Source organism: Thioclava atlantica (genome assembly GCF_000737065.1).
Classification (GTDB): Bacteria; Pseudomonadota; Alphaproteobacteria; order Rhodobacterales; family Rhodobacteraceae; genus Thioclava; species Thioclava atlantica.
The window spans coordinates 1-21,067 of the sequence record NZ_AQRC01000021.1 but is presented as its reverse complement, the minus strand read 5'-3'; the positions used below and the strand labels follow the sequence as shown (position 1 = coordinate 21,067).

The window sequence follows — 21,067 nt, the reverse complement described above, 5'->3', positions numbered from 1 at the left end:
CGGCATACGGCGCGGACGGTGCCGCGACGGCCGTCACCAGAACACGCCGCGCCAGCCGTCAGCCGCATGGCGGAAGGAAGCCCCCCGATGAGCTTCGCCGGGTCTCCTCTTGGGCCTTTACTTGGGAGGCGCGAAATTGATCTGGACGGCGAGCCCGCTCTCGCCGTTCACCGTCAAAGTGGCGTTGTTTTGAAAGCTGAGCGTCCGGATCAATTGCCAGCCGAGCGAGTTCGACCGCTCCGGGCGATCCGCTCCGGGGGCGAGGCCCGTGCCGTCATCGACCACTTCCAGGACCAAGCCCTGCTGGGGTGACGTGGACAAGGTCACCGTGATCGTACCTTCGGTTCGCCCCTTGAAGGCATGCTTGTAGGCATTCGTGATGAGTTCGCCGACGATCAGACCGATATCGACGGCAAGCTTGCCGTCCAGCTCCATCGGCGCTGCGTTCACGGAAATCGTGACCCTGAGATCCGGGGCGCTGAAGGCACGTTCCGCATTCGCGGCGACCTCCTGCAACAGCTCGGCTGCTCTCACCGTGCCGGCAGTTGTCGCACGCTGCATCAGCTCATGCGCTTTTGCCAGCGCCGCGACCCGCGTCTCCAGTTCGCTGAGAACTTCGCGCGTCTCTCCCTTCGCGGAATGGGACTTGCTCATCCGGATGAGGGCCACGATCAGCGCGAGATTGTTGCCGGTGCGGTGGTGCAATTCCTTCATCAGAAGGTCGCGATCCGCGAGCGTTTCCATCAGCTCGCGGTTCTGCTCGGTCAGGGCCGCGGCAGGGTCCGTCGCCTGAAGCTGGAGCAACGCGTCAATCGCTTCCTGAACCAGCGTGGCGCTGCTGATCATCGGCACCGAGGAGCGGAAGGTGACGTCGATCTTGGTGCCTTCGCTTCCGGTTTCGACATGGAACCTCTCGGCGATCCGCTGGACGCCGCGCAGCCCCAGCCCGAGACCGTTGGCCGACGTCACCGCCTCGTCTCCCTCGAGCCGATCAGGGGGTATTCCGCGCCCCTGGTCGAGCACGGAGACCCCGAGTGCCGGACGCCCCTTCACCTCGGTCAGCGAGAAACTCGCCCGCCCCTTGCGCCCGTGTTCGATCGCATTTCGGCCCAGCTCGACCACCGCCGTGACGGCGCGGGTGCGTTCGAAGGCACCGAATTTCAACACGGAGGTCAGGGCGAGCGCGACTTCTCTGAGGCGGACGATATCCGCGCTATGGTCCAGCCGAACGGTCGTCAGTCGTGCCGCTTTCATGTCACCCGCTCACTTTTTACCCGCACCACGACGATACTCGCATCGTCGCGCCCCCGAAATGACCGTTCCAGCAAGAAGCCCGCGATAAGAAGCGGGCTCCGGTGCAGAAGGCCGGGCCGGAAGTCTCTGTCGCGCAGCGTCTTCAGCCCGTCGCTATGCATGATGATCATGTCGCCGGGCGCAAGCACCATCTCTTCCTCGAAGCCGCGGGTCTGCGCACCTCCGATCCTCCCGTCCCGGACCGCAAGCCGCTTGGTGCCATGGGCGCCGATGCAGATCGTCGAGATGTTTCCAAGACCGGCATAGGAGAGCTTCATTTCCGGCTCCTCGATCCGGACCATCGAGGCGACCGCGCCCCGGGTGCCGACGAGGCTGCCGGTCAGGGCGTCGATCGTTTGCCCCGGATCCGCCGGGACCTCGCGCGCGGCGCCGATCACGTCCGCCGCGGCTTCGGCAGCGCGGGCGCCGTGGCCCAGCCCGTCGCAGAGCAGAATATCGGTCGAACGCCGCGTCTGCCGCAACATCCAGTCATCGCCACAGACCTCCTCGGCCGGGTGGCACACGCGCAGCCCCTCCACCTCGATCATGGTCGAGGGAGGCGCGTTGGAGGCGTCGAAGGTGAAGACGATGGTGGTACCGTCTTCGGACGAGCTGAAGACATCGAAACTGTCGGACAACCGCTGGATGGCGCCCAGGCCCAGCCCAGCGGAATCGGACGAGCTTTCGCCGTCCTGAAACATCCGGTCCATGTCGCCGATGCCGGGCCCCCTGTCGGTAAAGAGCAATACCAGCTTCTCGACGCCCGGCTTGCGCACGACCTCGATCAACGCTCGCCCTTGCCCGGCATACCGCAAGATGTTGGTCGCGGCCTCGGTGACGGCGATGGCCAGCTCTTCCATCCGCCGGTCCGACAAGCGGATCTGCGTCGCATATCGCCGGGCGAGGCGACGGAGCGCTGCCACAGCGCTGCGGTCGTTGATCTCGATCCAGCGCTTCATAATTTGGCGCTCATCCTGACCAGGGTGCCTTCGCCGGGCGCGGTGACGATTTCGAATCCATGCGACAGACGACGCGCCCCGCCGAGGCCCCGTCCCAAACCGCCCGCTGTGGTAAAACCTTCGATCATCGCCTGCTCGACATCCCCGATCCCGCGCCCCCGGTCGCGGCACTCGACAAGGAGATATTCCTTGCGGGCGTCAATACAAATGGAAATCTCACCGCCGTCCCCGTGGACGATTGCATTCCGCGCGATCTCGCTGACCGCTGTGGCGAAACGGGTCACACGGATCGTCGAGGTTCCACGCGCCTTCATCTCTCGGGCCACGGTCTGGCGCGCGGCGACCACATCCCGGCTCGTCTTCAGGGAAAGACGCGCAAGCACCGTGAGAGGGGAGGTGTCGGGCGCATTAGGCACGCCGCAACTGCGAAAGTGCATGGGTGAGGCTCAGCGCGGTCTTGGTCTCGGGCAGATACATCCCCAATTCGACCAGTGTCACCGCTACCGCAGGACGCATTCCGACCACATAGGTCTCGGCGTCCAGCAGGCGCGATATCCCGGCAAGCTGCGCGATCACCCGTCCGACGAAAGTGTCGACGATCTCGAGCGCGCTGATATCCAAGACGACCCCACGCACGTTTTCCTCGGAGATCCGATGCGACAGCGTGTCCTGAAGGTCGATGATCTCGGTGTCGGTGACATCGTCATGGATCGACACCAGCAGCGCATTCTCGACAAGATGTATCGAGGTGATGCCGGACACCTCAGGAATCCCGGTTCTTCTGAATGGAATAGCCGACCGTCTTCAGCGCATCGGCAAGCGCCGTGCGGATGCTCGATCGGGTCGAAACGGTTCCCACATCGATGCCGAGCTGCACCATGGTCTGTGCGATCATCGGGCTGATGCCCGAAATGATGCATTCGGCCCCCATCAGGCGGACCGCGGCCGCGGCCCGAAGCAAGTGCTGGGCGACTTGCGTATCGACCGTACTGACACCTGTGATATCGACGATGACCACCTCGGCCTGCCGCTCGAGGATGGTCTGCAAGAGGTTTTCCATCACCTCCTGAGCGCGCGCACTGTCCAGCGTCCCGATCAGGGGCAGGGTCAGGACCCGGTCCCACAGCTCGACCACCGGCGTCGAGAGTTCCAGCATCTCCTCGCGCTGGCGCTCGATGACCTGCTCGCGCTCCGCGATGAAGACCTCGTTGGTGTAGATCGCGAAGGCGTCGACCAGGCGCGTGACCAGCAGAACCTCGCGGATCAGCGATGCCGGGTCGTCGTTCAGTCGCGCTTCGAGCCGCCCGAAAAGCGGTGCCTTGAGGGCCAGCACGAAAGTGGCCATCTCGGTCGGGGTCACACCGCGCTTCACCCGCTCCTTCGTAACATCCGCCAGAACCGCGCGCAGATCTTCCCAGGCCGCGTCCTCCAGGTCGAAGTCACCATCGACCGCAGCGTTGCGCACGCCCTTCGCGAAGCTTTTGAGAAGCTCGGCATTTTGCGCCCTGCTCTCGGCGTCCGAGAACAAATCCGAGCGCTTGACCCCTTCATGCACCTGGGTGCCGAGCCACTCCTCGACGATCATCGAGAAATCGGTTTCGAGAATGTGCAGAATATTGACGGTCGAGGAATGCGGCATCCGTGGCCTCACTTGTTGATCAAGTCAAAGCTAAGCCATCACCAGACACCATAGTCAACGGCGCACTCCGGGTCCGATCGCCCCCGCGAAAGGTTACTTCGCGTAATCCGCGTCTGGAAAACCAATAAGCAGCCTCTAAGAGCTTCAAAATGAATGATTTTACATATTGGCGTCACTTGCGTGAGTTTCGTCCCTCCCCCCGAGGCGACACGGTCAGTTGCCAGCCCAAAGCCGCAATGGTCGTGACACGGCTCTGCGGAGATGCAGACTATCGAAGCTGATATTCGTTCATGGCGGCGAAGCATTCCCGGTTCGGAAAAGTCTCTAATGCGCTTAAGCTCTCCGCCGACCGAAGGAGGATCATCATGGAGCCCTTTGCGCTCACCCGCGCCTTCACATTGATCGAGCCCGGGCCGGTGGTCCTGGTGACGACCCATGACGGGACAAGGCCCAACATCATGACCATCACCTGGACGATGGTCCGCGGCTTCGATGCCGAGTTCGCGCTCACCACCGGGCCGTGGAACCACTCCTGGATCGCGCTGAGCGGCAGACGCGAGTGCGTCCTCGCCATCCCGACCGCCGGAATGATCGACACAGTCGTCGGCATCGGAACGTGCTCCGGCGCAGATACCGACAAATTCGAGCGGTTCGGCCTCACTCCCCTTGAGGCGCGCCATGTCGGGGCACCGCTGATCAAGGAATGCCTTGCCAATATCGAATGCCGCGTCGACGAGGTTGTCGAGCGGCTGAACCTCGTGCTGCTCCAGGGGATCGCGGCCCATATCGACGCCGACCGGGCGGATAGGAGGCTGCTTCATGCCGTGGGAGACGGGACCTTCACTGCCGACGGCGAACGGTTTGACCGAAGCGAGGCGATGCACGCCAAACTGCCAGCTGGGCTATAGGCGGCTCCGGCCCTGCCCGGTCTTCCGACACAGACGACGCTTGCGCCACGCGTGGCACGCCCGGTGCGTATTGTGGGGGTCGATCGCTACGCGTTCAAAGCCAAGAAGGCACTGGTGCCGACTGGAATGGCACATAATTCACAACGTTCGGGCTTACAAAGCGCGGGAAGCGGTCGCGCGCTGCACTTGGCGTGGTGGCCTGCAACGCTCAGGAAACCGCCGTTCCAAGGTTGGAGACTTTGCGCATAGCGCCTGTGGTGCGACCGACATTCAGTCAACAACGATGGTGGCCGCAAAGAATTCCGGTCGCCAACCGGAATGTGGCTCCTCTCGCGCCTCGATATTCCGCGGCCCTCAAAGGATTGCCAAAACACGAGAGAGAGCGCTCCCGTGAATGATTTCCGTCCATAACCCGGCAGCCGTTACGAAGGGCGCGGTTCAAAAATGAGATGGCAACCGTAACCCTCATGCTGCTTGGCGGTCCGGGGTATCGCGCCCCGGACCGCCGGCTTCAGCCCTATCGCAGGTAGACTTGATCGCCGCTTCGCACAACGCTCACCCTGTCCCCGACCCGGAACGTGTTCGAGACCTGAATGACGGTGATCGAACCGCCATTGTCGAGCCTCACCGTCCAAGCCGAAGACGTGTATGTGCTTCCTTGGCTGGCAATGTTGCTGCCTACGATAGCCCCCGTGATCGCGCCGGCTCCTGTCATCAGGTCCTTGCCGGTGCCGGACCCGAACTGGCGCCCGATCACGGCACCGACCAGCCCGCCGGCGACCGTGCCGACGATCCGATCCCCGTCACTGGTCCGCCGCATCGTAACCGGCTGCACGGAAACGATACGGCCGTATTCGATGCTCTCGGCACGATAGGATGGGTAAGGAGCCGGTCCTGGCCCGGGACCGGGGCTGCCTGAATACGGCCCCGGTGTCGGGTAACAGGCGGATACGGCCAGCAGCGCTGGCAGTAGGAGAAGGAAACGCATTGAGAACCTCCATAGATCGATCGCGCCGGATGCATTCCACATCCGGACATGTGAGCAATGTTGCGACGGTTCGGGCAGTCTCGCTTTGATTTCGGACAAGCCGGCCGATCGCAGGGCGCACGTCGAAGATGTGCTCCTTGCCGACTGCCGAAAATGTCCTTGCGACCACTCGGAAAACTATGACAGCGCAGACAAGCGGGGCTGCCAAACTTGCTGATCGAGCCTGAAATCACGGAAATCACGCCCCCCCCTGCAGGCCCGGACAAAACGAGCCCGACCGATCACGGCACGTCACGAGCGGACGGCTTGGTTTCGCCAGCGCATCGGCTTCGATGACAGGACGCCGCTTGTTGTGCCCGAATTCCGGGCCCTGTGCGCCTGGCGCGCCAAGGTCCGGGATAGCTCGGCTGACGGCTGGAGTGCCCGGGGGCGACACCGGCCCTTTTCTCAGGTGCCCCGGTTGACCTCGCGCGCGAGCGCCGCGATCAGATCAGTCCGCGTCACGATGCCGACAATCCGCTCGTCCTCCAGCACCGGAACCGCGTCAACTTCGCCATCCGCCATCATCGGCAGTAGCGCGGCCAGCGGCATATCGCCCGTGGCTCGTGGGACCGCTACGGACATGATCTTGCCCGCGCTCAGGGCCCCCTCGCTCCGGCGATCGAGCAGCCGGCCGAGACTCCCGCCGAACAGCCGGCGCGCAAGCTTCGTCTGGTCGCCGGCGCGACAGATCAGGTGGATCTGGAAGATCACGCCGAGAAGGCGCCCGTCGTTACCCGTCACCGGCAACGAGGTGAAGCGGTGCCGCCCGAACAGGTCGGCCACCACGGAGAGGCTGGTGTCGCGCTCGACCGTGACGAGATTGCGCGACATGATGTCGGCGGCCGTCACCGGGCCCACCCGATGCGCTGCCGCCTGCAGCTCCGCGGCGCCGATCAGCCGGGCCAGATCCTCGGTCCCGAGGTTGAAGGATTGCCGATAGCGTTCAAGGATGTCCGTCAATTCCGCCTCGGAGAGGCCCAGCCGCTCGACGGGCGCCGCATCCCGGGTTCCATGGCTGTTTGGCTCGTCGAACAGTCGGAACGGATAGCGCCGCCCCGTCAACCGAGCATAGAGCGCCGCGATCAGCACCAGCGAAACCGTCCCTGTCGCGATCGGGGACAGCGCGAACCAGAAGCCGAGGTGACGCACGGCGTCGGGGCTCATCGCCGCAGTCATCGCCACTGCGCCAGCCGGGGGATGCACCGCGCGGCAGAGGATCGTGAGGGAAAGCGCAAGGGCCACCGCCAGTGAGATCCGCAAAACCGGATCCGCGATCGCCAGACTGACCGCGACACCGACCAACGCGGCCACGACGTTGCCGACCACCGCCGACCAAGGCTGGGCGAGCGGACTGTTCGGCACCGCGAAAAGCAGCACCGACGACGCGCCGAACGGCGCGACAAGATAGAGCCCGAGGTGAAGGTCCACCGCCGGGGAGAGCACGAAGAGGCCGGTGACGCCCAGCCCGACAAGGGCCCCGACACCTGCACGAAGCGCTTCGACCGGCGAGGCATGGGCGACAGCGGGTCCCAGGGAGCGAAGGAAATGCACGGCGTTTGGTCTCTGATGTTGCCCTGGGACGCGGGAGGTGGCGGGTCGGGCGCCTGTCACGCCGGCGGCAGGCCGAACTCGGCCGGGGCGATAGCGATATCCGCCACCGAATACTTGTCGAGCGTGGCAAGGAAAGCGTTGCGTGCGTCGGTAAGGGGCGAAATCAGGCGGCAGCAACGGGTGATCGTGCACGCGTTCCCAGATCGCATGCACTCGACGATACCGAAGTCGGTCTCCATGTGCCGTACGATCGCGCCCACGCCGATCTTTTGCGGGGGGGCCGCAATGTGAAGGCCCCCTGCCCGGCCCCGCTGCGCAGTCAGGAAACCTCCCCGGGTCAGGGCGTTCACGACCTTCATCACCGTGCTTCGCGGCACGCCGTAAGCGTCGACGATTTGGTCGATGGTAAAGCGCCGCTCGCTGACCGAAGCGGCGTAGATCATGACGCGCAGCGCCACGTCGGTCGTGTCGTTCAGCCGCATTCCTGTTCCTTTCCGTGACCATCCGATGGCAGGACGCAATGTCGCAGGCAACAAACATACCTGTGATTGGCATCTTAACTTCGGCGCCTATAGGTACGTTTCGTCGGCATCTTTTATACCAGGAGGCACCCATGGCCAAGCCACTCACCGAAGAAACCCTTGCCATCATCGAGGCGACCGCGCCGGTCGTGGCCGCGAATGTCGACCAGATCGTGCCCTGCATGTACAGGAGGCTCTTGGCCGATTCCGAGATCCGCGCACTCTTCAACATGTCACACCAGCATGGCAATTCGCCACAGCACAAGGCGCTTGCGGGTGCCCTGGTGGCCTATGCCACCCACATCCGCAACCCCGGCGTATTGGCCGAGGCGCTGGAGCGGATTGCACAGAAGCACGCGGGCCTGCAGATCCTCCCCCAACACTATCCCCATGTCGCGAACGCCCTGCTGGGTGCCGTCTCGGAGGTGCTGGGGGAAGCCGCGACCCCCGAGATCCTCGCAGCCTGGGGCGAGGCCTACTGGTTCCTCGCCGACACGCTGATCGCGCGCGAAGAGGAGATCTACGCCGGCTCCGAGGCACAGGACGGCGGCTGGCGCGGCTGGCGGCGCTTCAAGGTCACGGCAAAGACGCCGGAAACGCCCGAGATCATGTCCTTCACCCTGCGCCCCGTCGATGGCGGCTCCGTCCTGCGGCACCGCCCCGGGCAGTATCTGAGCTTCCGCTTCACCCCCGCAGAGAGCGAGGAATACCGCCGCAACTATTCGATCTCCTCGGCGCCTGACGGCGAAAGCTACCGGATCACCGTGAAGCGCGAACCGGGTGGACGGATCTCCAACTGGCTGCACGACGATGTCGAGGTCGGCGCCGAGGTCGACGTCGCCGCGCCGGCTGGCGAATTCTTCCTCGACCCCGCCGACAAGCATGAAGTGGTGCTGCTGTCGGGCGGCGTCGGCCTCACCCCGATGATCTCGATGCTGGAAAGCTATGGCGGCGGAGATCTGCGGATCGTCTATGTCCATGCCACCCGCGACGGGGAGCATCACGCGATGCGCGATGCGCCCAGGGTGCGGGCCAGCGAAAGCCATGTCTTCTACGAAGACCCCGCCGAGGGAGATCTGCGCGACGGGGTTCGCGCCGGACGGATCGACCCGAATTGGCTGGTGGAGATCACCGATCCCGCGAAGGCGGATTACTTCGTCTGCGGTCCGGTCGGTTTCATGAAGGAAATGGTGGCGGGCCTGAAGGCCGCGAACGTGCCCGACGCGCGCATCCATCACGAGTTCTTCGGCCCGGCCGCTGCACAGATAGGCTGACGCGCGCGGCGCCGAAGAGGTACTCATTGCGATGACGGGCGGCCAGATTACTGGCCGCCCGAACGCCATGTGGTGCGACGCATCCCCGGCGCGGAAGGGGCCTGCGCCGCTTTGCCGAGGGCAAGACCTGCCCTGGCTCCGCGCACAAGCTGAACACCGCAAAACACGGATGAGGGCGAAGAGTGGCGCGACACGAATACGAGCCTGGAGACAGTCGAGCGTCAGATTTCAACTCGCCCCCGAAAGAAAGGACCGCGCTGTCCATCCCGAGTTGCCGCGCAGGAGCTGAACAGCGCGCAGGTTGCCCGTCTTGCGGTAGATCTAGGGCGCCCGAGGTACAACGCATGGAGTACACGCCACATGACCTCGGCGCGGGCTCATGGAGGGTTACAGATGACGTGCCCGAAGGAACGCGGCCCAGTCCATGCTGGTGAACTGGCCGCCCCGGTCCGAATGGATCAGACCGTCTCCTTTGGTTTTCTCCGCTATGTGGCGAAGCGCTGCGCCTGAAAGGCCCCGTCGGTCGACTGGCGGCTCGCATGGACAACCGCGCTACGCGGCGCGAGAAAAGCTCGATGACGACGGCCAGTTACGCGAGGCCCTCCTGCGTGCGGATGTAGGTGATGTCGGTCACCCAGGCCCTGTCCGGCGCGTCGACATCGAACGACCGCTCCAGAGCGTCGTTGACCAAGACCGCCGGCATTTCCCCATGCTTTCCGGGGCGACGCCTTTCGTCGGTCTGTGCCTTGATGCGCGCTCAGGCTGGTGGGGCGTGCAACGCGGTTCAGGCAGTTGCTTTCGCCCGGTTCGAGCAGGTCGTCGTGCAGATTGCGCTGATCAGAGACCCGGGCGCTTTCTGTCCGGGCCTCCTTCCGCATCGCGGTCTGCCGCCGCTCCTCTTGCGCCCGCTTGTGCAGCGGCGCCTCGAGCCACGCGGAGGATCCGCTCGGCCGGATCTGAAGGCAGCGGCACATCGCCCGCATGCAGAGCTGCCCGCGATGCCCGGCCACGAACGCCTGTCTCGCTTCGCATCCTGCCGAAACACGCGGTCGCCTTTTCGGGATGTCGCGCTCCTTCGCCACCCTCAGCAGCTCGCGCTCCAGACGCCGGATCTCCGCATCCTTCTCCGTACCGCCCGAGGAAGCCTTCGCGACGTTCTTCTTCCAAGCACCGAGGAAATACTGGCCGACCCCGAGCCGCTCCGAAACGTCGCTGACCGGGCGACCCCGCCGCGTGATCTGCGCGACCCCATCTCGGCTGAAATCGTCGCTGAACTTGTCGCTGCGCTTCATGGCCTTCTTGCCTCGAAACGAGCTAGGAAGGCGTCCACGAAAAACGGCGTCATTCACTCGAGGCATCGAACGGCAACCCATCCGACAGGCGCCCCGACGCCTTCCTCTTCGCCGCGAGTTCGCTGCCGGTATGATGCTCCGGCAATCAGCGCTGCCGCTAGTCGAAACGCAGGACGGAACTCCCTACCCAGCCCGGAAGCTGGTCGGGCCGTGCCGGGGCGAAGATTTCGTAATAGACAGCCCCGTCCGGCCCCACGCCGATCGCGGCATGGCGCGACCCGGCGGGGAAAAACACCAGGTCGCCGGGATGGGCTTCCATCTCGCGGCCGTCGATCGTGAGCTTCACCATCCCCTCGACCATCACGAGGAGCTGTTCGTTTTCGTGCCAATGGGTCTTGCCATCGAAATGTGCGCCGGGGTCGGTCACGACACGGACGGCCGAGATCTTGTCGCCGCAAATTCCTTGCCGGTCCGAACCCGCGCGCATTCCGCCCACCGTGGGCAGGGCAGTCCAGTCAATCAACATTCTCATCTCCCTTGTGATGTTTCTGTAGCGAGCTGTGCGCGCTCACAGGCTCTCGCGAAAATGCTCGGCGATCTGACCGCGCGTGGTGACCCAGATATCGTCGCGGCCGGCGCATTTCTTCGCGATTTCCGAATAGGCCCAGGCCCCGGCAGGGCGACCGTAGCAATGGCAATGCACGAGGACGTCGATGATCACGGTATCGTCGCGATTTGCCAGCATATGCTCCAGCGCGTCGTCGAACACTTCCACGAACTCACGCGGGGTCCGCCCGAAGCGCATCGAATGCGACAGGTCGTTGAAGTCGATTGTCAACGGGATCGAGACCAACTCGCCTTCGGGATAGCGTTGCAGATAAGGCAGATCGCGATCGAGCATGTCCCCTTGCCATTGATACCCGGCGCCAATCAGGCGGCGCATCGTATCGTGCCCCGCTGTCGCGCGCGGACTGATCCACCCTTTCGGATGCCGCCCCAGCGCACCGCTCAGCAACTCCGTGGTGCGGGCAATGTAGCGGGCATCATCTTCGGCGCTCAACTTGGCCGGGATCAGATCCTGGGCGTAGCCGTGGGCGACGATCTCATGCCCCGCCTCGATCACCGCGCGCAATTGGTCGGGATCGCGTTCCGCGATCGCTCCAGAGGTGAAGATGTTGGCCGAAATCTCCGATTTCCCGAGCTCCTTCACGAGGCGCTTGATACCCGCCTGCGCGCCGTAATTCCCGTAGCTATCGGCATTCGGATCGAAGACACCGACCGGAAGAGGATTGCCCATCGGCCCGACGCCCGACGTGGCCCCCTCGGACCAGACCTCGTAGGCAATGTTGAATACGACCGCCACGTGCCGATCTCCCGGCCAGCGGAAGCCCTCGGGCGCTTCGATGATTTCAGGTTGAACGATATCTCGGGGCATCAGGTTTCTCCCTAGCTTGCGGCGATCTCATGATGAGTTGATAGCGCCCCGCCGCACTGCATCACATTTCATATGCGGCAGGGCGCACTGCATGGCGTGCATCATCTAGGGACGGCATGCACATGCATCAGTTTCATTTTGACATGAACATTTTGCACTGCCTTCAGGTAAAAACGGCTAACGCCCCCGGGCCAGGCTGTGCAAACCTCAACAGACATCGACAATGTCCGAGCCCGGAAATCGTGCTTGGAGCGCATTGGCGAAAGGGAGGAGACATTATGAAACGGACCTTGAGCGGCCTCGTTGCCGCGACCACACTTGCGATGACCGCTCTGACCGGCGGAGCGCAGGCTCAGAGCGTCGAGCTCAAGCTGGCCTGGCTGAGCGCCGATAGCCCGAACGACCCCTACGCAATCACCGCACATGCCTTCAAGGATGCGATCGAGGCCGCGATGCCCGGCAAGGTCACTGTCGCGCTGTTTCCCAACCGGCAACTCGGCGACGAGAAGGATGTGCTGGAAAACATGCAGTTCGGCACGATCGACATGGGCGTCATCACCAATGCCGTCGTGGCCACGGTGGAGCCAAGCTACCAGCTGCTCGACCTGCCGTTCCTGTTTTCCAGCGCGGATCAGGCGCACAAGGTGCTCGACGGCCCGGTCGGCGAGAAGCTGGCGGCCAATCTCGAAAAGCGAGGCGTGGTGTCGCTCGGCGCGGCCGAAGGCGGGTTTCGCAACATGATCAACAATGACCATCCGATCGAGAAGCCCTCGGATGTCGAGGGCGTCAAGTTCCGCACCATGCAGAACCCGGTCTTCATTGACATGTTCAATTCGCTTGGCGGCAGCCCTGTGCCGATGGCCTGGGGCGAGGTCTATACCGCCGTTCAGCAAGGCACGATCGACGGGCTCGAGATCCCGCTATCGGTTGTTCAGGCGAACAAGTTCCCCGAAGTGGTGAAATACGCCTCGATGACCCGGCACACCTATTCGGCCGTCCATCTGCTGATCTCGAAAACGACCTTCGACCGTTTGCCCGCCGACGTTCAAGCCGCCATTCGTGAGGCGGGCCACACCGCCGTGCTCGAGGAACGCAAGACCGTCGCCGCGAACGAAACCTCGGTTCGCGAGCAGCTCGCAGCGGAGGGGATGCAGATCAACGACGTTCCCGACCTTGCCGCCTTCCGTGAGAAGGTGAAAGGTGTCTACGGGCAATTCGCCAATTCGATTGGCCCGGACCTGCTGAAAGAAGCCGAAGAAGCGGTCGCTCAGGAAAACTGACGAGTTGGTCCGGCGCCCTCCGGGGCGCCGGGCTCTCAAAGGGGAGGAGCAGATGAGCCGCATCGCCGCTGCCATCAGATGGCTGAGCGACCGGATCGCCAGGCTGACATCCAGACTCTGCGTGCTGCTGATCTTCGTGATGCTGGGATTGCTCAGCTTGCAGATCGCCATGCGCTATCTGCTCGGCGCTCCTCCGAGCTGGACCGAGGAACTCGCCATCATCCTGTTCTGCTGGGTGGTTCTGCTTTACGGGTCGGTCGGGCTGCGCGAAGGGTCGCAGGTGGCGGTCGATTTGCTTCCCGAGCGGTTCGAACGTATACGCGCCGTTTCCGACCGGATCGTGCAAGTCCTCGTTTTGACCTTCGGCGGCCTCCTGTTCTGGTCGGGCTGGTCCTACGTGTTGCGCACTCACGGACAACGCACCGCCGCACTGCAAGCGCCCATCGACATCCTCTATCTGTCGGCGCCGATCGCCGGGGGGCTCATCGTTCTGCATGCGATCGCGGCTCTGATCTCTCCGCGTGCGCATGACGACGCGGCCCCCGATCCCGGCATTGACCCCGGGGACGAGCCTCATGCCTCCCCACCCCTTTCCGGCGCCGAAGCCCGGAACTGACCTCGAGAACGCGCGAAGAGGACGATCGAATGAGCGGTATCGGCTATGCCCTTGTCTTCGGGACACTCGCGCTGGTGATCGCGCGGGTCCCCCTCGCCCTTGCCCTGGGGCTATCCAGCGCGCTCGCCCTTTATCTGGCGCATATCGACATGGTCGTGCTCGCGCAGCGTTTCATCGCATCGACGCAATCATTCAGCCTGCTCGCGATTCCGTTCTTTGTCCTGGCCGGCGATCTGATGACAAAGGGCGGTATTTCGCGAAGGCTCGTCAATGTCGCAGATGTGTTGGTGCGTCACCGGACCGGCGGGCTGGGCATGGTCATGGTGCTGGCTGCCGCGTTCTTCGCCGCCATCTCGGGATCCGCCCCGGCGACGACCGCGGCGATCGGCACGATCATGATCCCCGAGATGGAGAAACGCGGCTATTCGCGTCCCTTCGCAGCGGCGCTCGCGGTATCGGGGGGCATCATCGGGCCGCTCATTCCGCCGTCGATCCCCCTCGTCATCTGGGGCGTGATGTCCGAACAATCGATCAGCCGCCTCTTCATGGCCGGCGTCGTCCCGGGTTTGCTGCTGGCGGTCGGCTTGATGGTGATCAGCTGGTCCCATGCCCGGCGCAATGCCATTCCGGTGCAAGCGCCCGCAAGCTGGCGCGAACGCCGCGAAGCCATCAACGAGGGGAAATGGGCGCTGCTCGGCCCCGTTTTCGTCCTGGGAGGGATCTATGGCGGGATCGTCACCCCGACCGAAGCCGCGGTGGTCGCGGTGGTCTTTGCCTTGCTTGTCGGCCGTTTCGCCTATCGCGAATTGACCCTGCCCACGATCATCAGTGTCAGCCGCGTGTCAATTCGCACGATGACGATGGTGATGTTCATCATCGCCGCGGCCAACGGCTTTGGCTGGCTCATCGCATTCGAACAGCTTCCCGCGAAGCTGACCGGTGCGCTCTCGCAATTCGCCGATCACCCGGTGATCTTCATCCTGATGCTCAACCTGGTCCTGCTTGTCATCGGCTGCCTGATGGACAACCTCGCAGCGATGATCATCCTGTCGAGTCTGCTGATCCCGATCGGGAACCAGCTAGGGATCGATCCGATCCAGTTCGGCGCGATGGTAACGATCAATTTCACCATGGGCATGGCGACCCCGCCCTTCGGCTACGCGCTGTTCGTAGGCGCGGCGATCAGCAAACAGCCGATCGGCGCGATAGCCCGCGCCATGCTCCCAATGCTCGGGGTGATGGTGCTCGTCCTTCTGGCAACCGCCTTCGTGCCACCGGTCACCTTGTTCCTGCAATCCGTGCTGCACTGAGCGTCCCGAAGCATGCACCGCGTGCATCTGCGACTGATTGTTATTCGCTTTGGTGCAGCATGGCCTCCGCCTAGGCTCGATCCGAGCTTTCCCGCGATGCGCGGGAATGGGAGGCGAGATGAGCGACACCACCCCCTCTGTGCGGATCGGTTTGATCCTGCCCTCGGGCAACATACTGGCCGAAGGCCAGATCCACGACATGTTGCCCCCGACGATCGGACTGCATGTGACCCGGCTGCGCCTTACCGGAAGCAGCGATGCGGATCTCGACGGGATGCTCGCAGACCTTTCGCAAGCCGCATCGCTCGTGGCCGATACCCGGCCCGACCTGATCGCATTCAACTGCACGGCCGTTTCGACCCGCCACCCTGGATCTGACAGGGAGATCGCCGAAAGCATCGAAAGCGAAACGGGCATCCCCACGATCACCACCGGCTCCGCGCTTCTCGAAGGGCTGCGCGCGCTGAAGGCCCGGCGGATCGTTCTGGTCACGCCATATATCGACGCGGTCGTCGCCCGCGAAACCGCGTTCTTCGAATGGCACGGGATCGAGGTCCTGGCCGCGCTCGGCGCGGATATCAACGGAAACTGGGAGATGGCGCAGGAGCCCGAGCAGCGTTGGCAGGAGATGTGCCTTTCCGCCCAGGACGACCGGGCCGATGCCTATGTGCTCAGCTGCACCGCCATTCGCACCCACGACATCATCGCGCCGCTCGAGGAAGCTCTGAAGCGGCCGGTTCTGACCAGCAATCAGGCCCTCGCCTGGCTCGCCTTGCGCCGCACCGGCGCCGCACAGGCGCGCCCCGGCTTTGGGAAATTGATGCAAATGCCCGTGGAGGACGGGCAAAAACACCAGGGAGGAAAGAAATGAAACTCGAACCGATCCGAATGGCCCTCGCGGCCGCAGCGGCCAGTACTTGCGTGCTTGCCAGCGCCGCCACCGCCCAGAGCTGGGACATGGCGACGCCCTATCCCGAAGCGAACTTCCATGAACAGAACATCTTGCAGTTCGCCAAGGACGTCGAACAGGCCACGGATGGAAAGTTCACGATCTCGGTCCACACCGGCAACTCGCTGATCCCCCACCCCGAGATCAAGAATGCGGTGCGCAACGGCACCGTGCCGATCGGCGAGTTTCTGTTGGGCCGGCTGGCCAATGAAAGTCCGATCTATGAACTGGACCTGCTGCCCTTCGTCGTCGATGGCTATGCCGAGGCGAAACAGATGTGGGAGGCCTCGCGCCCGGTCATCGAGGAGAAACTGGCCCAGCAGAATCTCAAGGTTTTGTTCGCGGTGCCGTGGCCGACCAACGGTCTCTATTCGAACACCCCGCTCGACACGGTCGAGAACCTGCGCGGCCTCAAGCTGCGCACATACAATGCCACGACCGACCGGCTTGCCCAGCTCACCGGCGCGGTGCCCACTCAGGTCGAAGTGCCCGACATCCCGCAAGCCTTCGCGACAGGCCGGGTCGACGCCCTGATCACCTCGGCATCGACCGGGGTGTCGATCTCGGCATGGGATTTCGTCAAGCGCTACACGAAGGTCAATTCCTTCCTCGGGAAGAACATCGTGGTGGTCAACGCCCGCATGTTCGATGCTCTGACCAAGGAGGAACAGGACGCGCTGATGCAGGCCGCGGCCCAGGCCGAGCAACGCGGGTGGCAACTCTCCGAACAGAACAATGCCGAGGCGGCCAAGACGCTTGCCGATCATCAGATGACGGTCGCCGAGGCTTCGCCCGAACTGGTCGAGGGGCTGAAGAAAGTGGGCGCCGAGATGTTGGCCGAGTGGAAGCAACGCGCCGGCTCGGAGGGCGAAGACATCCTCAAGGCGATGGGCAAGTAGGCCCAAGGCTCGGGGCGGGGATCGGTCCCTGCCCCGACCACTTAACAGGAGGTCTTCGATGCGGCGCTTTCTCGACGCGGTCTACCGGATGGCGGAATTTCTGGCAGCGCTACAAGTGGTGGCGATCCTTGTCATCATGTTGCTGCAGGTCGGCTTCGGCCTTGTGGACAGGTTTGCCCAGACCTTGGGCAAATCCGCACCCGGGCTCTCGGTCCCGGCTTATGCGGAATTTTGCGGCTTTCTCCTCGCGGGCTCGATCTTCCTCGGCATCGCGGGGGCGTTGCGCGCGGGGGCCCATGTCCGGGTCACCTTGGTGCTGGGGGTAATGCCCTCCCCGCTGGCACGGGCGATGCAGATCACGACAAGCGCATCGGCTTGCATCCTGATCGGCTACTTCACGATCTGCGCCGCTGAGATGGGGCTGCAAAGCTGGCAATTCGGCGATCGCTCGCTGGGAACGGTTTCGGTTCCGATGTGGATCCCGCAGGTGCCGATGGTCTTGGGTCTCGCGATCATGACTGCCGCGCTGGCCGATCTCACACTGACCTTTCTGCGCAACGCCGCCCCGCCCTGGGGCGAAACCGACGGCTACGGAGGCGAATAACGATGGATGCGATTGTCGCGATCGTCACGCTTGGCGCGCTTGTGGGACTGTTGGCAATGGGCCTGTGGGTCTCGCTGGCGCTGTTGGCTGTAGCTGCGCTGTCGGTCACCTTGTTCACGCATGTGCCGATGGGCCAGCTGATGGCAAGCGCGGGCTGGAGTTCGACTGCCTCCTACCCCCTCACCGCGCTGCCCCTTTTCATATGGATGGGAGAAATCCTGACGCGGTCGCGCCTGTCGGCCTACCTGTTCGACGGGCTCGCCCCCTGGATGCGTCGCCTGCCCGGCGGGTTGGTGCATGTCAACATCATCGGCTGCGGCGTCTTTGCGGCTGTTTCAGGGTCCTCGGCGGCCACCTGCGCGACCGTCGGTCGAATGTCAGTGCCGGAGCTCAAACGCCGCGGCTATGACGAGTCGTTGATTTTCGGCACCTTGGCGGGTTCGGCCACCTTGGGCCTGCTGATCCCGCCTTCGATCATCCTCATCGTCTATGGCGTCTCGGCCGAGCAGTCGATTGCGCGGCTGTTCATCGCGGGCGTCGTACCGGGATTGATGCTGATCGCCCTGTTCATGGGATATGTGATGATCCGGGCCACGTTCTCGCAAAACCTCGTCCCCGCGCCCGAGCCCGCGATCCCCTTCGCGCAGAAACTCGTGCTGTCGCGACGTCTGATCCCGGTCGTGATGCTGATCGTCGGCGTCATCGGCTCGATCTATGCCGGACTGGCAAGCCCGACCGATGCAGCGGCGGTCGGCATTCTCTTGTCCCTGATCGTGGTCGGTCTTTCCGGCGACCTTTCCTGGGCGACCTTTCGGGACGGCCTTTACGGGGCCGTGCGCACGAATTGCATGATCGGCCTGATCGTCGCGGCAGCCAGCTTTCTGACCGCCGCGATGGGGTTCATCGGCCTGCCCGCAAATCTCGCTTCTTGGATCGGGCAAATGGGTCTGAACGCCCCCGCTCTGATCGCGGCCCTCACATTGGTCTTCATTTTCCTGGGCTGCATTCTCGACGGGGTTTCGATCGTCATCCTGACGACGGCGATTATTCTGCCGATGGTGCAGGCCGCGGGCATCGACCCGCTGTGGTTCGGAATTTACCTGGTCGTAACAGTGGAAATGAGCCAAATCACCCCGCCTGTCGGCTTCAACCTCTTCGTCATCCAGGGAATGACCGGTGCGAACATCCTGCGCATCGCGCGGGCCGCTTTTCCGTTCTTTCTGCTGATGCTCGTCGCGATCTTTCTTCTCGTCGTGTTTCCGGGGCTTGCCACCTGGCTGCCAGGCGCGATGCTCGGATCGTAATCCATAGCCGAGGACCGCCCATGCCCGACCAGACCAATTTGCGCCGCTTTGACCTGAATCTTCTGGTGATATTCCAGGCGATCCTGTCGCAGGGATCGGTTGCCGGTGCCGCTGAGGCGGTGGGGCTGTCGCCCTCGGCGGTCAGTCATGCGCTCGCCCGGCTGCGGGTCATGTTCAACGACGAGTTGTTCCGCCGATCCCCGAACGGGCTGGAACCCACCGAACGCGCTCTGGAGGTCGGGCTCGAGATCGGCGAGGGGCTTCACCACATATCCACTGCCATCGACATGCAGCAGCGGTTCGATCCCTCCAAGAGCGACCGGGTCTTCACCATGCAGATCGCGGATTACGTTTCGGGGATGGTTCTCGCACCCCTGGCCCAGCGACTGGAAAGGGACGCGCCCGGCATCTCTGTCAATGTGATCCCCTTCGGCACCGGGGCCGATGCGACCCGCAAGCTGTCGGATGTCCAGATCATGTTCGCCCCGGAAGCGAGCCTGTCGGCCGCGATCCGCACACGGCGCCTGCTCGACGACCGCTTTCTGGTCGTGATGCGGCAAGGACACCCTGCTGCGCGCGAGGAGCTGACAGTCGAACGCTATGCCGGCCTGCGTCACGCCCGGATCTCGCCGGCGGCGATCGGCACGACCCTGATCGACGATGCGCTTGCACGGCGCGGGTTGCAGCGGCGTCAGGTGCTGACCGTGCCCTCGTGGTTCGATCTACCCCAGATCATCGAAACGACCGACCTCGTCGCCGTCGTTCCCAGCGAATGGCTCAAGGCCGACAGCCGGCTCGCGGCGCTTGTCGCGCGGGAATTGCCGATGAGCGAGGTCGGGTTCTCTGTCGACCTGCGATGGGATGCACGAAGCGACCGCGACCCCGGACAGAAATGGTTTCGCGACGCGATCTGCAAGATATTCGCCGACGTCATCCAAAGCGAACGCTGACGCCATTGGCCGAAAATTACGAAATCCAGAAAAGGAGAGTGAAGATGGATCTTGGTCTGAAGGGAAAAGTGGCCCTGGTATTGGGCGCCGGGGGTGGATTGGGCAGCGCCATCGCAACCAGCTTGGCCGCCGAGGGCGCTGCGCTGGCGGTCGCCGATCTTGATCAAGGCGCAGCGGATGCCACCGCCAAGGCAATCATCGACGCAGGCGGAAAGGCGATTTCCCTTGCCTGGGACCTGGGCAAGATCGACGACATCGACGCGCATGTGTCAAAGATCGAAACCGAGATCGGCCCGGTGGACATTCTCGTCGCGATCACCGGTGGCCCGCCGCCCGGAACCGTGAATGGCAACAGCCCTGACATCTGGCGCAAGTTCTTCGATTCAATGGTCGTTTCGGTGATGGCGATCACCGATCGCGTCTTGCCGGGGATGCGGGAACGCGGCTGGGGCCGGATCATCACGTCGACCTCCTCGGGCGTCGTCTCCCCGATCCCCAATCTCGGCCTGTCGAACGCCTTGCGGCTCGGTCTGGTCGGCTGGTCCAAGACCCTCGCAGGAGAAGTGGGCAAAGACGGCGTCACGAGCAATATCGTGATGCCCGGCCGGATCGCGACCAAGCGCATCACCTTCCTCGACGAAAAGAAAGCCGAGCGCGAAGGCCGCAGCGTCGAGGATGTCCGCGCGCAAAGCCTCGCCTCGATCCCGATGGGACGCTATGGCGACCCGGAGGAATACGCCGATATGGTCACCTTCCTCGCGTCGGAACGCGCCTCCTACATCACGGGGAGCCAGATCCGGATCGACGGGGGATACATCGCAAGCATCTGATCGCGACCCGAAGCGCTCGCCCAACAGGGCGAGCGCTAACCGTGAAGCCGCGCTAAATCCGGGTTCACGTTCTCAAGTGGTTCAGGGACCCGCCCTGCCTGACAAGGCCCGCAGTTGGCGAACAGGCTAATCCCAGGACGAGAACGTTTCAGGGGAGCAGGTCAGGCGGCGTGGGGACAGCTACCCGCGCGCGGCAGCCCAGGGGGCACCCGGCGACTGATCGGACTCCTACGCCCCCTCCAAGCGACTGATAGGCGAACATCTCTCCCGAGTATCGTCGTCTCATCCAGTTGCTCACGCGGCGGCCTGAGCTGCGCATTGTTCGCGACTCCCCTTTTGCATCCACGGGTTAGCGGACATGCGAAAGGCGCCTCTTTGGGCGCCATTACACTTTAGTTTCTATGTATATTTTGGTTGCGGGGG

The 21,067-nt window shown here is 63.7% G+C and carries 21 protein-coding genes and 1 pseudogene; 11 read left to right on the top strand and 11 right to left on the bottom strand.

What is annotated here, in order from left to right; translation table 11 throughout:
- Nucleotides 1-117: 117 nt before the first annotated feature.
- From DW2_RS18105 to DW2_RS18085, 5 genes are read right to left on the bottom strand one after another with little or no spacing between them, the layout of a single operon-like run.
- Nucleotides 118-1,254, bottom strand: coding sequence for a sensor histidine kinase (locus DW2_RS18105; protein WP_051856442.1), 1,137 nt, complete (start codon nucleotides 1,252-1,254; stop codon nucleotides 118-120).
- Entirely contained in the window at nucleotides 1,251-2,252 is a 1,002-nt protein-coding gene (locus DW2_RS18100) for an ATP-binding protein (RefSeq protein ID WP_038148743.1), read from the bottom strand. Before DW2_RS18100 ends, DW2_RS18105 begins: the two co-directional genes overlap by 4 nt.
- Nucleotides 2,249-2,689 carry an ATP-binding protein gene (locus tag DW2_RS18095; RefSeq protein WP_081875070.1) on the bottom strand — a complete coding sequence of 147 codons (441 nt, stop codon included), beginning with the start codon at nucleotides 2,687-2,689 and terminating at the stop codon, nucleotides 2,249-2,251. The genes DW2_RS18100 and DW2_RS18095 overlap by 4 nt, the downstream gene beginning before the upstream one ends.
- Nucleotides 2,661-3,014: an STAS domain-containing protein gene (locus tag DW2_RS18090; protein ID WP_038148741.1), complete on the bottom strand. Its 354-nt coding sequence runs from the start codon at nucleotides 3,012-3,014 to the stop codon at nucleotides 2,661-2,663. Before DW2_RS18090 ends, DW2_RS18095 begins: the two co-directional genes overlap by 29 nt.
- Before the next feature lies 1 nt (nucleotide 3,015).
- Nucleotides 3,016-3,891: an STAS domain-containing protein gene (locus tag DW2_RS18085; protein ID WP_038148739.1), complete on the bottom strand. Its 876-nt coding sequence runs from the start codon at nucleotides 3,889-3,891 to the stop codon at nucleotides 3,016-3,018.
- Between the two features lie 365 nt (nucleotides 3,892-4,256).
- Here DW2_RS18085 and DW2_RS18080 point away from each other — a divergent pair, with 365 nt between their 5' ends.
- Entirely contained in the window at nucleotides 4,257-4,799 is a 543-nt protein-coding gene (locus DW2_RS18080; protein WP_038148737.1) for a flavin reductase family protein, read from the top strand.
- A 517-nt stretch (nucleotides 4,800-5,316) separates the two neighbouring features.
- On the opposite strand, the gene DW2_RS19545 is transcribed toward DW2_RS18080, so the two are convergent.
- The 3 genes from DW2_RS19545 to DW2_RS18065 all read right to left on the bottom strand — a co-directional run bounded on the left by DW2_RS19545 (nucleotide 5,317) and on the right by DW2_RS18065 (nucleotide 7,862).
- Nucleotides 5,317-5,787, bottom strand: coding sequence for an outer membrane lipoprotein (locus DW2_RS19545; RefSeq protein WP_162178907.1), 471 nt, complete (start codon nucleotides 5,785-5,787; stop codon nucleotides 5,317-5,319).
- Nucleotides 5,788-6,234: 447 nt separating this feature from the next.
- Nucleotides 6,235-7,380, bottom strand: a complete 1,146-nt coding sequence (locus DW2_RS18070) for an HPP family protein (RefSeq protein WP_038148731.1) — start codon at nucleotides 7,378-7,380, stop codon at nucleotides 6,235-6,237.
- Between the two features lie 56 nt (nucleotides 7,381-7,436).
- Entirely contained in the window at nucleotides 7,437-7,862 is a 426-nt protein-coding gene (locus tag DW2_RS18065; RefSeq protein WP_038148730.1) for an RrF2 family transcriptional regulator, read from the bottom strand.
- Between the two features lie 131 nt (nucleotides 7,863-7,993).
- Between DW2_RS18065 and hmpA the strand changes: the two genes are divergently transcribed.
- Nucleotides 7,994-9,175 carry an NO-inducible flavohemoprotein gene (hmpA, locus tag DW2_RS18060; RefSeq protein WP_038148729.1) on the top strand — a complete coding sequence of 394 codons (1,182 nt, stop codon included), beginning with the start codon at nucleotides 7,994-7,996 and terminating at the stop codon, nucleotides 9,173-9,175.
- A 390-nt stretch (nucleotides 9,176-9,565) separates the two neighbouring features.
- On the opposite strand, the pseudogene DW2_RS19540 reads toward hmpA, so the two are convergent.
- From DW2_RS19540 to DW2_RS18045, 3 genes and pseudogenes are all read right to left on the bottom strand, one after another.
- Nucleotides 9,566-10,467 (bottom strand): annotated as a pseudogene (locus tag DW2_RS19540) (DDE-type integrase/transposase/recombinase); the annotation flags it as partial.
- Between the two features lie 157 nt (nucleotides 10,468-10,624).
- Nucleotides 10,625-10,993 (bottom strand): cupin domain-containing protein, encoded by a 369-nt coding sequence (locus DW2_RS18050; protein WP_038148728.1) that lies wholly within the window; start codon nucleotides 10,991-10,993, stop codon nucleotides 10,625-10,627.
- 42 nt (nucleotides 10,994-11,035) lie between these two features.
- Nucleotides 11,036-11,902 carry a polysaccharide deacetylase family protein gene (locus tag DW2_RS18045; protein WP_238321361.1) on the bottom strand — a complete coding sequence of 289 codons (867 nt, stop codon included), beginning with the start codon at nucleotides 11,900-11,902 and terminating at the stop codon, nucleotides 11,036-11,038.
- Nucleotides 11,903-12,180: 278 nt separating this feature from the next.
- On the opposite strand from DW2_RS18045, the gene DW2_RS18040 reads away from it, so the two are divergent.
- From DW2_RS18040 to DW2_RS18000, 9 genes are all read left to right on the top strand, one after another.
- The gene (locus DW2_RS18040; protein ID WP_038148726.1) at nucleotides 12,181-13,182 is read left to right on the top strand and encodes a TRAP transporter substrate-binding protein; all 1,002 of its coding nucleotides are present in this window, start codon (nucleotides 12,181-12,183) and stop codon (nucleotides 13,180-13,182) included.
- A gap of 52 nt (nucleotides 13,183-13,234) precedes the next feature.
- Nucleotides 13,235-13,798 (top strand): TRAP transporter small permease, encoded by a 564-nt coding sequence (locus tag DW2_RS18035; RefSeq protein WP_081875067.1) that lies wholly within the window; start codon nucleotides 13,235-13,237, stop codon nucleotides 13,796-13,798.
- 29 nt (nucleotides 13,799-13,827) lie between these two features.
- Nucleotides 13,828-15,108 (top strand): TRAP transporter large permease, encoded by a 1,281-nt coding sequence (locus tag DW2_RS18030; protein ID WP_038148725.1) that lies wholly within the window; start codon nucleotides 13,828-13,830, stop codon nucleotides 15,106-15,108.
- Nucleotides 15,109-15,226: 118 nt separating this feature from the next.
- The gene (locus DW2_RS18025; RefSeq protein ID WP_051856439.1) at nucleotides 15,227-15,979 is read left to right on the top strand and encodes a maleate cis-trans isomerase family protein; all 753 of its coding nucleotides are present in this window, start codon (nucleotides 15,227-15,229) and stop codon (nucleotides 15,977-15,979) included.
- Nucleotides 15,976-16,956: a TRAP transporter substrate-binding protein gene (locus DW2_RS18020; RefSeq protein WP_051856435.1), complete on the top strand. Its 981-nt coding sequence runs from the start codon at nucleotides 15,976-15,978 to the stop codon at nucleotides 16,954-16,956. The genes DW2_RS18025 and DW2_RS18020 overlap by 4 nt, the downstream gene beginning before the upstream one ends.
- A 58-nt stretch (nucleotides 16,957-17,014) precedes the next feature.
- Complete coding sequence (locus DW2_RS18015; protein ID WP_038148724.1) at nucleotides 17,015-17,560, top strand: TRAP transporter small permease; 546 nt, start codon at nucleotides 17,015-17,017, stop codon at nucleotides 17,558-17,560.
- A gap of 2 nt (nucleotides 17,561-17,562) precedes the next feature.
- Complete coding sequence (locus tag DW2_RS18010) at nucleotides 17,563-18,864, top strand: TRAP transporter large permease (RefSeq protein ID WP_038148723.1); 1,302 nt, start codon at nucleotides 17,563-17,565, stop codon at nucleotides 18,862-18,864.
- A gap of 20 nt (nucleotides 18,865-18,884) precedes the next feature.
- Entirely contained in the window at nucleotides 18,885-19,814 is a 930-nt protein-coding gene (locus DW2_RS18005) for a LysR family transcriptional regulator (RefSeq protein ID WP_038148722.1), read from the top strand.
- Nucleotides 19,815-19,858: 44 nt separating this feature from the next.
- Nucleotides 19,859-20,644: an SDR family oxidoreductase gene (locus tag DW2_RS18000; RefSeq protein WP_038148720.1), complete on the top strand. Its 786-nt coding sequence runs from the start codon at nucleotides 19,859-19,861 to the stop codon at nucleotides 20,642-20,644.
- Nucleotides 20,645-21,067: the final 423 nt, after the last annotated feature.

Bases quoted from the DNA above. Each gene is read 5' to 3' on its own strand.
- DW2_RS18105 (WP_051856442.1), bottom strand. From the start codon at position 1,254: ATGAAAGCGGCACGACTGACGACCGTTCGGCTGGACCATAGCGCGGAT.
- DW2_RS18100 (WP_038148743.1), bottom strand. From the start codon at position 2,252: ATGAAGCGCTGGATCGAGATCAACGACCGCAGCGCTGTGGCAGCGCTC.
- DW2_RS18095 (WP_081875070.1), bottom strand. From the start codon at position 2,689: ATGCACTTTCGCAGTTGCGGCGTGCCTAATGCGCCCGACACCTCCCCT.
- DW2_RS18085 (WP_038148739.1), bottom strand. From the start codon at position 3,891: ATGCCGCATTCCTCGACCGTCAATATTCTGCACATTCTCGAAACCGAT.
- DW2_RS18080 (WP_038148737.1), top strand. From the start codon at position 4,257: ATGGAGCCCTTTGCGCTCACCCGCGCCTTCACATTGATCGAGCCCGGG.
- DW2_RS19545 (WP_162178907.1), bottom strand. From the start codon at position 5,787: ATGCGTTTCCTTCTCCTACTGCCAGCGCTGCTGGCCGTATCCGCCTGT.
- DW2_RS18065 (WP_038148730.1), bottom strand. From the start codon at position 7,862: ATGCGGCTGAACGACACGACCGACGTGGCGCTGCGCGTCATGATCTAC.
- hmpA (WP_038148729.1), top strand. From the start codon at position 7,994: ATGGCCAAGCCACTCACCGAAGAAACCCTTGCCATCATCGAGGCGACC.
- DW2_RS18050 (WP_038148728.1), bottom strand. From the start codon at position 10,993: ATGTTGATTGACTGGACTGCCCTGCCCACGGTGGGCGGAATGCGCGCG.
- DW2_RS18045 (WP_238321361.1), bottom strand. From the start codon at position 11,902: ATGCCCCGAGATATCGTTCAACCTGAAATCATCGAAGCGCCCGAGGGC.
- DW2_RS18040 (WP_038148726.1), top strand. From the start codon at position 12,181: ATGAAACGGACCTTGAGCGGCCTCGTTGCCGCGACCACACTTGCGATG.
- DW2_RS18035 (WP_081875067.1), top strand. From the start codon at position 13,235: ATGAGCCGCATCGCCGCTGCCATCAGATGGCTGAGCGACCGGATCGCC.
- DW2_RS18030 (WP_038148725.1), top strand. From the start codon at position 13,828: ATGAGCGGTATCGGCTATGCCCTTGTCTTCGGGACACTCGCGCTGGTG.
- DW2_RS18025 (WP_051856439.1), top strand. From the start codon at position 15,227: ATGAGCGACACCACCCCCTCTGTGCGGATCGGTTTGATCCTGCCCTCG.
- DW2_RS18020 (WP_051856435.1), top strand. From the start codon at position 15,976: ATGAAACTCGAACCGATCCGAATGGCCCTCGCGGCCGCAGCGGCCAGT.
- DW2_RS18015 (WP_038148724.1), top strand. From the start codon at position 17,015: ATGCGGCGCTTTCTCGACGCGGTCTACCGGATGGCGGAATTTCTGGCA.
- DW2_RS18010 (WP_038148723.1), top strand. From the start codon at position 17,563: ATGGATGCGATTGTCGCGATCGTCACGCTTGGCGCGCTTGTGGGACTG.
- DW2_RS18005 (WP_038148722.1), top strand. From the start codon at position 18,885: ATGCCCGACCAGACCAATTTGCGCCGCTTTGACCTGAATCTTCTGGTG.
- DW2_RS18000 (WP_038148720.1), top strand. From the start codon at position 19,859: ATGGATCTTGGTCTGAAGGGAAAAGTGGCCCTGGTATTGGGCGCCGGG.